The organism is Perlucidibaca piscinae DSM 21586, assembly GCF_000420045.1.
In the GTDB taxonomy this organism is placed as follows: domain Bacteria; phylum Pseudomonadota; class Gammaproteobacteria; order Pseudomonadales; family Moraxellaceae; genus Perlucidibaca; species Perlucidibaca piscinae.
Window position 1 is genome coordinate 63,363 of record NZ_ATUE01000005.1, and the last position, 13,426, is coordinate 76,788.

Annotated in this window: 12 protein-coding genes; 9 read left to right on the plus strand and 3 right to left on the minus strand. The window is 65.4% G+C overall.

The genetic code is table 11. From position 1 onward, the window contains the following. The first annotated feature begins 1 nt into the window (after position 1). Positions 2-1,717, plus strand: coding sequence for a bifunctional protein-serine/threonine kinase/phosphatase (locus F595_RS0100365; protein ID WP_022954877.1), 1,716 nt, complete (start codon positions 2-4; stop codon positions 1,715-1,717). 193 nt (positions 1,718-1,910) lie between these two features. After that, positions 1,911-2,885 (plus strand): septal ring lytic transglycosylase RlpA family protein, encoded by a 975-nt coding sequence (locus tag F595_RS14925; protein ID WP_022954878.1) that lies wholly within the window; start codon positions 1,911-1,913, stop codon positions 2,883-2,885. A gap of 14 nt (positions 2,886-2,899) precedes the next feature. Here the strand turns inward: F595_RS14925 and F595_RS0100375 are convergent, their stop codons facing one another. Then, entirely contained in the window at positions 2,900-3,700 is an 801-nt protein-coding gene (locus tag F595_RS0100375) for a crotonase/enoyl-CoA hydratase family protein (RefSeq protein WP_022954879.1), read from the minus strand. Between the two features lie 136 nt (positions 3,701-3,836). Between F595_RS0100375 and F595_RS0100380 the strand changes: the two genes are divergently transcribed. The 7 genes from F595_RS0100380 (at position 3,837) to F595_RS0100410 (ending at position 12,152) form a co-directional block, all read left to right on the plus strand. Beyond that, positions 3,837-4,982, plus strand: a complete 1,146-nt coding sequence (locus F595_RS0100380; RefSeq protein WP_026913064.1) for a D-alanyl-D-alanine carboxypeptidase family protein — start codon at positions 3,837-3,839, stop codon at positions 4,980-4,982. A gap of 22 nt (positions 4,983-5,004) precedes the next feature. Beyond that, positions 5,005-5,286 (plus strand): YbeD family protein, encoded by a 282-nt coding sequence (locus tag F595_RS0100385; protein WP_022954881.1) that lies wholly within the window; start codon positions 5,005-5,007, stop codon positions 5,284-5,286. Positions 5,287-5,351: 65 nt separating this feature from the next. After that, a complete protein-coding gene (gene lipB / locus F595_RS12030) occupies positions 5,352-5,960 on the plus strand; it encodes a lipoyl(octanoyl) transferase LipB (protein ID WP_084682809.1) in 609 nt (202 codons plus the stop codon). 48 nt (positions 5,961-6,008) lie between these two features. Further along, the gene (locus tag F595_RS0100395) at positions 6,009-9,476 is read left to right on the plus strand and encodes a PAS domain-containing hybrid sensor histidine kinase/response regulator (protein ID WP_022954883.1); all 3,468 of its coding nucleotides are present in this window, start codon (positions 6,009-6,011) and stop codon (positions 9,474-9,476) included. A 156-nt stretch (positions 9,477-9,632) separates the two neighbouring features. Beyond that, entirely contained in the window at positions 9,633-10,667 is a 1,035-nt protein-coding gene (locus F595_RS0100400; protein ID WP_022954884.1) for a helix-turn-helix transcriptional regulator, read from the plus strand. Then, positions 10,667-11,311 carry a hypothetical protein gene (locus F595_RS0100405; RefSeq protein WP_022954885.1) on the plus strand — a complete coding sequence of 215 codons (645 nt, stop codon included), beginning with the start codon at positions 10,667-10,669 and terminating at the stop codon, positions 11,309-11,311. The genes F595_RS0100400 and F595_RS0100405 overlap by 1 nt, the downstream gene beginning before the upstream one ends. Positions 11,312-11,384: 73 nt before the next feature. Further along, positions 11,385-12,152, plus strand: coding sequence for a hypothetical protein (locus F595_RS0100410; RefSeq protein ID WP_156873749.1), 768 nt, complete (start codon positions 11,385-11,387; stop codon positions 12,150-12,152). Between the two features lie 54 nt (positions 12,153-12,206). Here the strand turns inward: F595_RS0100410 and F595_RS12035 are convergent, their stop codons facing one another. Next, positions 12,207-12,638, minus strand: coding sequence for a DUF6713 family protein (locus F595_RS12035; protein ID WP_022954887.1), 432 nt, complete (start codon positions 12,636-12,638; stop codon positions 12,207-12,209). Between the two features lie 106 nt (positions 12,639-12,744). Then, positions 12,745-13,416 (minus strand): response regulator transcription factor, encoded by a 672-nt coding sequence (locus F595_RS0100420; protein WP_022954888.1) that lies wholly within the window; start codon positions 13,414-13,416, stop codon positions 12,745-12,747. Positions 13,417-13,426 lie beyond the last annotated feature (10 nt).

Sequence of the window (13,426 nt, forward strand, 5' to 3'; positions counted from 1 at the left end):
CATGAGCAACCTGCTCAGCATTGCCGTCGCACAACGCTCGCAGGCCGGCCGCAAGGCCGGCAACGAGGACGCCCTGGGCATACGCATGGCGGAAGCCGCCCTGCGTGGCAAGGGCGCCGTGCTGGTCATCGCCGATGGCGTCAGCAGTGCCGATGCCGGTCGCCAGGCCGCCGAGGCCGCTGTCCAGGGCTTTCTCAGCGACTACTACGCGACCCCGGACACCTGGTCGGTACAGACTTCCGGCGAACGCGTGATCACCGCCATCAACCGCTGGCTGCATGGTCGCGGTCAGCAGCACGCCGAGAACCAGGGCTGGCTGACCACCTTCACCGTACTCATCCTGCGTGGCCGCAGCGCCCACATCCTGCACATCGGCGACACCCGCGTGTACCGGCTGCGCGACGGCGTACTGGAGCCGCTAACCCAGGACCACTGCACCCGCATCAATGCCGACACCACCTACCTCAGCCGCGCGCTGGGCATGGACTGGCGCATCGACATCGACTACCGGCATACCGACCTGGCGCCGGGCGACCTGTTCCTGACCAGCAGTGACGGCGTTCATGGCGTCTTGCCGGCCGCCGAGATCAAGCGTCTGCTCAGCGCGGCAGCAGACGACCCGGAGTCCGGCTGCGACAGCCTGCTGCAGGCCGCGCTCGCCGCCGGCAGCACCGACAACGTGTCCTGCCAGATTGCCCGCATCGACAGCGTCGGTCTCGACGACCGCAGCGAGATGGGGCTGCATTCGTCACGCCTGCCGGTGCCACCGCCCTTGCGTCCAGGCCAGATCCTCGACGGCTACCAGATCGAGGCCGAGGTCCATGCCAGCCCGCGCAGCCAGCTCTACCGCGTGCGTGACATCCGCAGCGGCCAGATCTATGCGCTCAAGGCGCCGGCCCTGCAGTTCGAGAACGATGACGACTACCGCGCCCACTTCGCCATCGAGGGCTGGATAGGCCAGCGCATCGAGCATCCGCACATTGCCCGCATTCATGCCCCGGTACGTTCGCCGCACTGCCTCTACCACATCATGGAATGGGTCGAGGGCGAGTCCCTGTCGGGCTGGCATGCCCGCCAGGAGCATGTCGACATCGCCACCGTGGTCGGCTTTGCGCGCCAGATCGTCGCCGGCCTGCGCGCCCTGCATCGGCGAGACACCCTGCATCAGGATCTCAAGCCGGACAACATCCTGCTGCGCAAGGACGGCGTGCTCAAGCTCATCGACCTGGGTTCCGCCCGCGTCGCCAGCCTGCAGGAGCAGGGACCGCGCGATGTGCTCGACCGCCCCGGTGCCGCTGACTACGCCGCGCCCGAATACGCGCTGGGGCTGGCGCGTGACGAGCGCGCCGACCAGTTCTCGCTGGGCGTGACCCTGTACGAGCTGCTCACCGGCCAGCACCCCTATGGCGAGGATTACGACCAGGCACAGACCCCGAAGGACTTTCATCGCCTGCTCTACGTCAGCGCCTGTCGCCACAATCCGCATGTGCCGCTGTGGCTGGATGCCGCCCTGCGCAAGGCCTGCGCGATCCATCCGGAAAATCGCTACGAGGCGCTGAGCGAGCTTCTGCTCGACATCGAGCGCCCCAATCCGGCGCTCACGCCCAACCAGCGCCTGCCCTGGATGGAGCGCGATCCGGTGCGTTTCTGGCGCTGGCTGGCACTGCTGGCGCTGGCCGGTCACGTCGCCTGGCTGATCGCGCTGGCACCGCGCTGAGGCACCAGCATGGGATGAGTGGCGGAGATTTCAGGACAGACCCCACGCAAGCGGCAGCATCCCGCCCCGCAACCGCAGTATCCTCTAGGCCGTGAATGCCCGCCTGCCACCTCTGGCAGACGGGACGCAGCCAACAAGAACAGGACCGCTGCGGGGGCCATGCCTCCGCCCGAGGCCTGCAGGAGAATGCATCATGGGGCGTTGTTTTCGTGGCACGGTGTGTGCGCTGACCCTGCTGGCCAGCGCCCCGATCCTGGCTGACGAGCCCCCGATGCACATCCTCGACGCCCACGAAGCCATTCCCGAGCTGCCCCCCGAACTCCCGGACCTGCCCCTGACCAACCAGGTCAGCGAGCCAGCCATGATCACCGACTGGGAATCGTGGGCGGCCGCATCCAGCTCGGCACAGGCCACGGTCAACGCCCCCATTGGCGAGTTCGGCCTGCTGCCGGATGCCCAGCCCGCCAGCTACCCGGCCAATCCCTGGTTCTCCCTCGATGAGTCTGCCGCGCCCCATTACGGTGCCCGTGCGGTCTGGTGGGTGGAGGGCGAGCTCTACCAGATCCGCCACCTGCGCCTGGGCACGCGACAGGTCGGCGAGGCCTCCTGGTACGGGCCCGGCTTTCATGGCCGGCGCACCGCCAGCGGCGAGGTGTTCAACGCGAACGACATGACCGCTGCACACCGCACCCTGCCGTTGCCCAGCTACGTGCGCGTCACCCACCTGGCCTCTGATCAGTCGGTGATCGTGCGCATCAACGACCGCGGCCCCTACCATGGCGGCCGCATCATCGACCTGTCGCAGGCAGCCGCCAGACGGCTGGGGATCGTCGGCACGGCAATGGTGGCACTGGAGATGGTGGATCGCGGCCCGGTAGGCCATCTGCGCAAGGGTGCCAGTCTGCCGGCCGAGTCAGCCTACAGCCTGGTGCTGGGCAACTTCAGTGACGTCCGCAAGGCCGAGGCCCTGCAGGACAAGCTCCTCACCCTGCTGCCCGCCGGCGTGCCGGTCAACATCGAGAAGGTGCCGGAGCCGCTGCAGGTATACCGCGTGGAAGTCGGCCCGCTGGCCTCGGCGCAAGAGGCCAATGCCGTCATTCGCGGGCTGCGTGCCCGTCGCCTGAACCTGGATCAGCCCATGCCGGCACTGCGCGGCCCGCGACGCTGAGCGGGCAACCTGCCTCAGCGCTGCACGCGCCGAGGCAGAAAGGGGGTCTTGGCATCGCCTTGCACGCGCTTGACCGCGATGCGCTGGTTGCCGCCGAACAGCAGTGGCAGCTGGTAGCAGCGCTCGAGCAGAAACGCCTTGAACTCGCTGGCCGTCCAGGTCCGCTGCAGCAGAAACTTGGTGGCTGCCACCGAATCCGGGGAGCGTTCGCACAGGGTAGCCGCCATGGCATGTGCGGCCGCGAGCGGATCCGCATGCGTGGCCGTGATCAGGCCCAGGGTCTGGCCACGGCGGGCATCGAAGACCTCGGCCGTCATCGCCAGCCACTTGGCCTGATCCATGGGCATCAGTTCGCGCAGGCTGACCGTGCCGGACATGTCCGGAATCAGGCCCCAGCGCGCTTCCATCACGGACAGCTCGCAATCCGGCGTGGCCAGACGGAAGTCCGCCGCCAGCGCCAGCTGCATGCCGGCGCCATAGCAGCGGCCATGCAGCACGGCGATCACGGGTACCGGCAGACGGCGCCAGACCCAGGCCACTTCCTGGAAGTTGTTGGTGCTGCGCCACAGCGGCCGCAGGAAATGCCGAAGAATATGCCTGGGCTCACGCATGAAGGAGGGAATGTCGAGGCCGCTGCAAAAGCTTGGCCCGTCACCGCGAATGATCACCGCGCGCAGGTCGCGGTCACGGCGCAGGGCCTTGCCGATGCGGATCAGCTCGGTCAGCGTCTCCGGAATCACCGCGTTATGTTTCTCCGGACGCGACAGAATGACCTCTGCCACCTCGCCATGACGTACCAGCTGCACCACCGACATGATTCCGCTCCTGCTGCCTGAGGCGCACAGCCTAGCAGGCGTGGAGATTTTGCGGCAGTCGTCCGCCCCAATCGCCGCGTCTGCATTAGAATAGTGGCCATCCCGGCCAACCACCGTCTGCCTTGATTCAGGATTCATGATGAAACCCGCCCTGTCGCTGTCCCTGCTGCTTGCCGCTTCTTCCGCCTTCGCCTTCGTGGTGCCCAATCCTCCCGTGCTGGAGAACAAGGCCTACGTTCTGATGGACTTCGACTCCGGCAAGGTGCTCGCCGCCTCCAACGAGCATGTGCAGCTCGAGCCGGCCTCGCTGACCAAGATGATGACCAGCTACATCGTCGAGCACTCCCTGACCACCGGCCGCCTCAAGGAAACCGATCCGGTCAGCGTCAGCGAATACGCCTGGTGCCGCGGCACCAGCGCCGAGTCCTGCATGTACCTGCCGCTGCACAGCCAGGCCTCGGTGCTCGACATGCTGCGCGGCGTCATCATCCAGTCCGGCAACGATGCCTCCAAGGCCCTGGCCGAACACATCGGCGGCTCCGAGCCGGCATTCGCCGAGATCATGAACTCGGAAGCCAAGCGCCTGGGCATGAAGGACACCAACTTCATGAACGCCACCGGACTGCCCGATCCGGCGCACCTGACCTCGGCTCATGACATGGCCGTGCTGGCCCGAGCCATCATCAAGGACAACGCCAAGTACTACCCGATCTACTCGGAGAAGGAATTCACCTGGAACGGCATCAAGCAGGGCAACCGCAACGCCCTGCTCTACACCGATCCGACCGTGGACGGCCTCAAGACCGGTCACACCGAAAACGCCGGCTACTGCCTGGTCGCCTCCAGCAAGCGCGGCAAGATGCGTCTGATCTCGGTGGTCATGGGCACCACCAGCATGCAGGCTCGCGCCGACCAGACCCGCGCCCTGTTCAACTGGGGTTTCAGCAGCTTCGAGACCATCACGCCGCTGCAGGCCGGCAAGATCCTCGCCGACGCGCCGGTCTGGTTCGGCAGCGAGAGCACGGTGAAGGCCGGACTCGACCGCGACCTGTCAATCACCCTGCCGCGCGGCAAGAAGGATGGCATCCAGGCCGTGACCCGCATCCTGCCGGATCTGGAAGCACCGATCGCCAAGGGCCAGGCCATTGGCGAGGTGGTGGTGACCCTGAACGGCGAAACCATCGCCAAGCAGCCGGTGGTGGCCATGGCCGCTGTCGAGGAAACCAACTTCGTCGTGCGCCTGTGGCACTACCTGAAGCGCTTCCTGAGCCAGCTGTTCTGAGCATCCGCCCCCGGAGACCGGCATGAGCCATCCATCGCACATCAGCAACGAGGAGCTGTGGGAGTTCCCGCATGACTTCCCGCTGTCGGTGATGGGTCGCGCCAGCGACCCCATGCGCGACATCGTCGCCGACATCGTGCAGCGTCACGTGCCCGGCTTCGATGCCGGCAGCCTGACCCTGCACGCTTCCAGCAAGGGCACCTGGGTGTCGGTGCGCGGACTGGTGCGCATCGATACCAAGGACCAGATCAACGGCATCTACGCCGAACTGGCTGCCGACCGCCGCATCCGGATGGCGCTGTGACATCACGCCGACCGGTGCGGACCAGCTGGCTGGGACAGGCTGACTACGCACCGGTCTGGCAGGCCATGAAGACGCTGACAGACAGCCGTGATGCCGGCACCGGTGACCAGCTGTGGCTGCTCGAACACCCGCCGGTGTACACCCAGGGCCAGGCCGGCAAGCCCGAACACGTGTTCCTGCCCGGGACCATCCCGGTGGTGCAGACCGACCGTGGCGGCCAGGTCACCTACCACGGCCCAGGCCAGCTGGTCGGTTACCTGCTCTTTGACATTGATCGCGCCGGCCTCGGCCCGCGTGTCTTTGTCGAGCAGGTCGAGGATGCCCTGGTGCATGCCGTGCGTGCCTTCGGCATTCCTGCCGTGGCCGATCGCAAGGCCCATGGTGTCTATGTCGATGGCCGCAAGATCGCCTCGCTGGGCATGCGCATACGCCGCGGCTGCAGCTACCACGGCTTTGCCCTCAACGTGGACATGGACCTCGCGCCCTGGCGCGGCATCAACCCCTGCGGCTACGCCGGCCTCGAGATGTGCCAGATCCGAGACTTCCATGTTCTTCGCCCCAGCCTGATGGCCGAGGTGCGCGCCGCCGTGCTCGGCGGCCTGCAGCAGGCCCTGCCCGCCTTCGACTTTGGTCGCAGGGAATCCGGCCTGCCCGCCGAGCTCGCTGGACGCTGATCACGGCGTGCACCATAGTCTCGGCCAGGAAAGCTCGAGGGGAAGGGCATGCCGACCTGGCTGCTGCCGGCGATCACCGTCGCCTACATCATGGTGCTGTTCGCCGTCGCCTACTGGGGTGACCAGCACAGTCCGCAGCTGTCGCGACGCCAGCAGGGCCTGCTCTACAGCCTGACGCTGGCCGTCTACTGCACGTCGTGGACCTTCTTCGGGGCGGTCGGGGTCACCGTCACCGGTGGCTGGGCCTACCTGCCCATCTATCTCGGCCCGCTGATCTTCATCCTGCTCGGACGCCCGCTGCTGGAGCGCCTGGTGCTGATCAGCAAGGCACGCTCCATCACCAGCATCGCCGACTTCATTTCGGCCCGGTACGGCAAGGCCCAGCACCTGGCCGCCATGGTCACCGTGGTGGCCATCATCGGGGCACTTCCCTACATCGCCCTGCAGCTCAAGGCCGTGTCCATGAGCGTGGACGTGCTGACACGGGCCGGCCTCGGCAGCGTGTTTCCCACCGGGGACACGGCACTCTGGACCAGCCTGCTGCTGGCGGCGCTGGCCATCCTCTTCGGGACCCGGCAGATCAATGCCGCCGAACACCATCAGGGGCTGATGCTGGCCATTGCCCTCGAGTCGGCGGTCAAGCTGCTGGCGCTGATCGCGGTGGCGATCTTCGCCGCGCTGGCGCTGCATGAGCAGCCCGGCGACTGGATCAGCGATCCGCGCCTCGACAAGCTGCTGCGCCCGGAGAGCCTGCCCACCGGTTTCCTCGCCCAGGTGCTGCTGGCCTTTCTGGCCATGATCTGCCTGCCGCGCCAGTTCCACGTCGCGGTGGTGGAATGCAACGAGGTTGAACAGGTACGTCAGTCGCCGCTGTGGTTCGGTCTGTACATGGTGCTGATCATCGTCGCCGTGCTGCCGATCGCGGCCTGGGCCCTGCTCGATCCGCGCCTGGCCGGCAGCCACCCGGACAGCGCCGTGCTCGCGCTGCCGCTGGCACATGGCAACGAGCCACTGGCGATGATCGCCTTCCTGGGGGGCTTCTCGGCGGCCGCCGGCATGGTCATCGTGTCCACCGTCGCGCTCTCGACCATGATCTGCAACCACCTGGTGATGCCGCTGCTGATCCACCTGCGCAGCTTCGGCCGGCAGCCGGTGCCTCGCCTGCTGCAGCTGATCCGGCGCCTGGCCATCATCGCGCTGGCGCTGCTCGGCTACGGCTACTACCGCCTGATCGAGGAGTACGCCCAGCTTGCCGCCGTCGGCCTGCTGGCCTTCTCGGCCGTGGCCCAGTTCGCGCCGGCACTGATCGGCGGCCTGTTCTGGCGCGGCGGCAGCCGGCAGGGCGTGGCGGCCGGGCTGGCGGCCGGCTTCCTGGTCTGGGCCTACACCCTCATGCTGCCTGCCCTCCTGCCGGCACTGGGTCTGAGTGATCCCTGGCTGGCAGAGGGCCCCTTCGGCGTGGCCTGGCTGCACCCGCAGGCGCTGTTCCTGATGAGCAGCTGGGACCCGCTCACCCACGGCGTGTTCTGGTCGCTGCTGATCAACATCAGCCTCTACGTGGTGGTGTCGCTGCGCTTCCGGCCCGCCATCGGCGACAAGCTCGAGGCCAGCCAGTTCCTCGACCCCTACAGCGATCAGGACCCGGAACTGCAGGGTGCGGAATGGCAGCGACTGCCGCTGGGCGAGCTGCACGACCTGGTCGCGCGCCTGCTCGGTACCGACGCCACCCGCGAGGCCTTCGAGCAGTTCGCCCGCGGGCGCATGCAGTGGCTGGACCTGCGGCGTCCCGCCAGCCGGGCCTGGGTGCAGTTCTCCGAGCGCCTGCTGGCCGGTGCCATGGGCACGGCCTCGGCCCGCGCCCTGCTGACCACGGCACTGCGCGGCTCCGGTCTCGAGATCGGCCAGGTCGTCGCCCTGCTCGACCAGACCTCCCAGCAGCAGCGCTTCAACCGCGGCGTGCTCAGCACCACGCTGGAGCACATCGAGCAGGGCATCAGCGTGGTGGACGCCGACATGCGCCTGGTGGCCTGGAACCGCCGCTACCTGGAGCTCTTCGGCTATCCGGAAGGCATGGTCTACGAGGGCTGTCCGGTGGCCGACCTGATCCGCTACAACGCCGAGCGCGGCGAGTGCGGGCCCGGTGACATCGACACCCACGTTGCCAAGCGCATCGCCTTCATGCGTGAAGGCAGCCCGTATGTCTTCGAGCGCATACGCACCGACGGCCAGGTCCTGGAAATGCGTGGCCGGCCCATCCCCGGCGGCGGTTTCGTCACCACCTATGCCGACATCACCCACTTCAAGGAAGCCGAACGCCTGCTCGCCGATGCCAAGCTGCAATTGGAGGCGCAAGTGGCACGCCGGACTGCCGAGCTGGAAGCCGCGCTGGAGGCCCAGCGCCTGGCCAACCGGCAGGCGGAACAGGCCAACCAGTCCAAGACCCGCTTCCTGGCCGCGGCCAGTCATGACCTGCTGCAGCCCATGAATGCCGCCCGCCTGTTCTCCTCGGCACTCAGCCTGCACCCCGGCCTCGCCGACGATGCCCACCAGCTGGCGCGCCAGGTGGACAGCTCGCTGCGCGGCGCGGAGGAGCTGCTCTCGGCCCTGCTGGACATTTCGCGACTCGATGCCGGGGCGCTGCAGCCCAGCAACGGCGCCGTCTGCCTGAGCGAGCTGCTGCGTGAACTGTGCGACCAGCTCGCGCCGGTGGCCGCCGGGCGCCTGCTGGACCTGCGCCTGCACCTGCCGTCACGCCCGGTCTGGGTCATCAGTGACCGCCAGTGGCTGCGCCGCATCCTGCAGAACCTGCTCAACAACGCACTGCGCTACACCCGCGAGGGTGGCGTGCTGGTCGGCCTGCGCCGGCGCGGCACGGGCTGGCGCGTTGATGTCTGCGACACCGGCCCGGGCATCGCCCCCGGCAAGCAGGCCCAGATCTTCGAGGAATTCCAGCGCGGCGGAGAGGCCTCGCCGTGGGGCGAGAAAGGCATGGGCCTGGGGCTGGCCATCGTCGACCGCATGGCGCGCCTGCTCAATCACGAGATCGGCGTGCGCTCGCAACCCGGCCGCGGCTCCTGCTTCAGTGTCCGGCTGGCAGGGGCCAGCGCCAGCGCTCCCGCCAGCACCGTCACCAGCGAGCCCGGGAGCAGCAGCGGGGGCAGTCTCGAGGGCCTGCTGGTGCTCTGCGTCGACAACGAGCCGGACATCCTTGCCGGCATGCAGGCGCTGCTCGGGCGCTGGGGCTGCCAGGTGATCACGGCCGGCAACGGCGATCTGGCCCGCGAGCTGGTGCTGGCGCACCAGCCTGCCGTGGTGCTGGCCGACTACCACCTTGCCGATGACGAGGATGGCCTGGCGCTGCTCAAGGAGCTGGCGGCGGGACGCGCCGGGGCGCTGGTCACCGCCGACCACACCGACGAGGTGGCAAGCGCGGTCAAGGCCGCCGGACTCAGCCTGCTGCGCAAGCCGGTCAAGCCGGCGGCGCTGCGGGCGTTCCTGAGTGCGCAGCGGGGCTAGCGCGGGCAGGAGCGTAAATGGCTAAAAGCGGCTGGTAATTCATCATGACTGACGTTGGCTGAGCCAGCGCATGCGTTACAACACAAAGCATAATGCGCTGGACCAGATCGTGAATCGTGGTTGATCCTCTGCTCCAGTTTCAGGCACGGAGGCCTCATGCCATCACCAAAGAAGCTGGCTATGGCACGCCAGTGGGAGCTGCTGAAGCTGCTGCCAGAGCACGGTTCCGGCAAGTCGACACGTCAATTGGCTTCAGAGTTGGCCGCGATGGGCTTTGCCATCAGCAAGCGTCAGGTTGAACGTGACCTTGGAGAACTGTCGGAACAATTTGGCATTCACTGCAATGACGCCAGCATTCCTTACGGCTGGCGCTGGATGCCGGGCGCATCCACACGCCTATCCGGCCTTACGCTGGCAGATGCCCTGTCGCTCACGCTGATGGAGTCCACGCTGCAGGTTTTGCTGCCTTCGTCACTGATGAGCCCCATGTCCATACGCATGGCCCAGGCCCGGCAAAAGCTGGACAGCTTGTCTGACACGCAATCAGCGGCGAACTGGCGCAACAAGGTACGAACCATCTTGCCCATGCTGCCGATGCGCGCACCACAAATCGCCGACCATGCGCTGCACGCGGTTCAGGAGGCTTTGCTCAACAATCGTCAGATAGAGGTTCGCTACCGAGGCTTCCAGACAGAGGCAGCAATGGCCTATCGCCTGCATCCGCTTGGCTTAGTGCTGCGAGGAAACACCGCCTACCTGATCGCCATGCCGGAGCCCGATCGTGAGATACGTGTGCTGGCCATGCACAGACTGGAGGCCGCCGTTGTCACCGACCAACCTGCACTTTCGCCGGATGGCTTCAACATCGATGAATACCTAGGCACGGGGGCGTTGCATTTTGGCGCCGGCGGGATGCTGAAGATGGAGGCACGTATTGCGCCCGAGCTGGCAGGCACGCTGCAGGAAACGCCGCTATCCGACGACCAGGTGTTGCAACCAATGCCGGAAAGTAACGAATGGAAACTGCAAGCACGCGTTCGAGACAGCTGGCAGTTGACCTGGTGGATACTGTCGCAAGGTGACGCGATTACCGTCAATCAGCCGCCCGACTTGCGTCAGCGCATTCAGCAAAACCTGGCCGACGCCTTGCGTCGATATGCCTCCCCGACCAGCAACCTGGAACTGTCCTAATGAACTTTCCGGCATCCGTGATCTTTCCCCCCTGGGTTGGTCCCGCCTATTTGCAGCAGGATGAGAAGTGGCTGATTCTGGGAGAGTCGAACTATGGATGGACACCGGGAAATCCCGATGACAGCCTCAACACGCAGGTGAGCAGACATATTCTTGGGGAAGAAACCCCAGTATTCCGGAACATCCAGAAATTTCTTCGCGACGACAACATTGATTCGCAAGAAGCCAAGCGCGAATTCTGGAACACATGTTCATATTACAACTATGTCACCGAAAGCATGTCGGCAGCCTCAGCACGACCGACCGCCAATCAGTTCCATAACTCTCATCAAGCCTTTGTTGATGTCGTCAACGTGCTGAAACCGGACATCGTGTTGGTGCTTGGCTTCGAGCTGTGGGATCACCTGCCAGGCGCAAAGGATGGCTGGATGAGTTGCTGGAGCGACGAAAGCCAGCCGAGCTATCCCGTGCCGCAGATCACGCGTCGTCTTGAAGTGTGGTCCTCTGGCACCGGTCTAGGTATTGAAAAAACCTTCCACTGCTTTTCCGTGCCGCATCCTGCATATCGTTTCCTGGGAGATGCATGCAGGATGAGACAGGCACTGCTGCGTGCTCATGACGTGATTGCAGCGATCAAGAGGTGATTGGTGCGACACAGGCTGACGTGCTGGAACGCAAAGATGAGATCCCTGCCCGGCCACCACTCACGGAGCATCGATGAGCGCTCAACCTTCCAGCATGACCGATGCGAAAATAGGAGTCATCGAGTTATCTGATTCCAGACAAACCATTCAGCAGGTCACGTACACGCATTCTCACGCAGAAATCAGCCTGCGCATTCCTCTGGATGAGGAGGCATGGACATTGCTTTCCATCCATTTGCGCAAACTGGATGCCGTGATGTTGCTTGGAAAAAGCGATCAGAAAACCGCCATGGCCGCCCAAGAAATCGCTCGTTTCTCCAAGAATACGCAGCGAGTGCCTCTGGTGAGCGTCGTGACAGACAGGGAGCCGTCGGCATTCATCACGACACGGGCAGACAGCCCAGTCGATTTCTGGTTGATTGCCGCTGACATAAATGAGGGCAGAACATTCGCGCTTGCCATGTGGGCCGTCCTGATACAGGAGCCTCTCATGTACAACATGGACTTCACTGATATTGTCAGCACTGCTCGCAAAATGCGCACGGGATTCCCGGTCTTCATACCTGCCAGTCCGGACGAAGAAAAAACGCTTCAGGCAATCGAAAATCACCTGTCACTGGCAGGCTCCGCAGCAGCACTGTGCGCCATTCACACGCAGGAAGACGACGGGCCAAGTTTGAGCTTTTTCTCAAACATTGGTGATGCGATTGCGCCTTGGGTAAGTGACTGCATCGAGATATCCGTGACCAAAGGGCTGCTGCTGCAGTCCGGCATCTATCTGATCGCCGGCCCCCGAGGGATTCACAGAGACTCCTCCATGGTCGGCGACATGCTTAGCTGACGCCAGCCATGCTTCAGACTTCTTTTAACACCTCGACGTGTTTGCAGTCGCCACTCAAGGATGGCGATCAGCTGCGTTTTTATGGTGGGCTGCGATACTCCCTCTGGACAAGCGGTCTGCGCCTGGCCAGCAGCTGAGCAGGAACAGGGCACCGGCCACCGCCGCACCGAAGATGAGCCCTTGCGAGAGGATGCCGTCAAACTGGTACAGGGGATGATCGCTGAGCCGATGGTGGATGGCCGCATGCACCACCAGAAACCCGGCAAACACGGTTCGCGACGCGGAGCGAACCCGCGCGGACGCATGCCAGAGCAGCGCGATCAGCACGGCAAACAGCGGCACGTGCAGCACCACGAACAGGTCGCGTGCCAGCGGCTCCGGCAGCGCACGCAGCACGAACAGTAGTCGCCACTCGGACTGCGTCATGGCGTCCAGTTCATGGGTAGCAAGCAGGGAAAAACCCAGCAGAACAAGCCACTCGCGCATCGCGGCCCCCCACGATGTCATTCACCGGAAAGGTACGCGACCGGCATGCGGCGCGCGATGACCTCGGAGGTCAAGGGCAGGCACCTGCCCGGGAGCAGCGGCCCCGTCAGTCCTCTTCCACCACGTCGACGATGCGCATGCTGGGGTCGAGCTGCAGGCGCGCGGCGGCGACCACCGCCTGGGTGCGGTTGGAGGCGCCGAGCTTCTTCAGGATGGCGGTCATGTGCGCCTTGATGGTGGCTTCCGACACGCCCAGCTCGTAGGCGATCTGCTTGTTGAGCAGGCCGTCGGCCAGCATCATCAGCACACGGAACTGCTGCGGCGTGAGGTCGCGCACGCGTCGGGCGATGTCGGCCTCGTCCGGCGCCAGCGCCACCGATTGCGCGGCCCGCGCGGAGGGCGGCAGCCAGACGTCGCCATCCAGCACCTGCTGGATCGCGGCGGCCATGTCGGCCAGCGAGGTCGATTTGGGGATGTAGCCACTGGCACCGTGGGCGATGGCGCGGCGCATGACGCCAGGCTCCTCGTTGCCCGATACCACGATCACCGGCAGCGACGGGTAGTGCGCGCGCACATGCACCAGCCCTGAGAAACCCGAGGCCCCAGGCATATGCAGGTCCAGCAGCAGCAGGTCGGGGGTGTCGTGCGCGGTGAGCAGGGCCTGCAGGCTGCTGGTCGAATCCGCCTCGAGCAGCTCGGCATCCGGATAGTGGCTGGCCACGACCCGGCGCAGGGCATCGCGAAACAGCGGGTGATCATCGGCAATCACGAACTGCATGAGGTCACTC

Excerpts from the sequence above, each read along its gene's own strand:
- F595_RS0100365 (WP_022954877.1), top strand. The coding sequence starts at position 2 with ATGAGCAACCTGCTCAGCATTGCCGTCGCACAACGCTCGCAGGCCGGC.
- F595_RS14925 (WP_022954878.1), top strand. The coding sequence starts at position 1,911 with ATGGGGCGTTGTTTTCGTGGCACGGTGTGTGCGCTGACCCTGCTGGCC.
- F595_RS0100375 (WP_022954879.1), bottom strand. The coding sequence starts at position 3,700 with ATGTCGGTGGTGCAGCTGGTACGTCATGGCGAGGTGGCAGAGGTCATT.
- F595_RS0100380 (WP_026913064.1), top strand. The coding sequence starts at position 3,837 with ATGATGAAACCCGCCCTGTCGCTGTCCCTGCTGCTTGCCGCTTCTTCC.
- F595_RS0100385 (WP_022954881.1), top strand. The coding sequence starts at position 5,005 with ATGAGCCATCCATCGCACATCAGCAACGAGGAGCTGTGGGAGTTCCCG.
- lipB (WP_084682809.1), top strand. The coding sequence starts at position 5,352 with ATGAAGACGCTGACAGACAGCCGTGATGCCGGCACCGGTGACCAGCTG.
- F595_RS0100395 (WP_022954883.1), top strand. The coding sequence starts at position 6,009 with ATGCCGACCTGGCTGCTGCCGGCGATCACCGTCGCCTACATCATGGTG.
- F595_RS0100400 (WP_022954884.1), top strand. The coding sequence starts at position 9,633 with ATGCCATCACCAAAGAAGCTGGCTATGGCACGCCAGTGGGAGCTGCTG.
- F595_RS0100405 (WP_022954885.1), top strand. The coding sequence starts at position 10,667 with ATGAACTTTCCGGCATCCGTGATCTTTCCCCCCTGGGTTGGTCCCGCC.
- F595_RS0100410 (WP_156873749.1), top strand. The coding sequence starts at position 11,385 with ATGAGCGCTCAACCTTCCAGCATGACCGATGCGAAAATAGGAGTCATC.
- F595_RS12035 (WP_022954887.1), bottom strand. The coding sequence starts at position 12,638 with ATGCGCGAGTGGCTTGTTCTGCTGGGTTTTTCCCTGCTTGCTACCCAT.
- F595_RS0100420 (WP_022954888.1), bottom strand. The coding sequence starts at position 13,416 with ATGCAGTTCGTGATTGCCGATGATCACCCGCTGTTTCGCGATGCCCTG.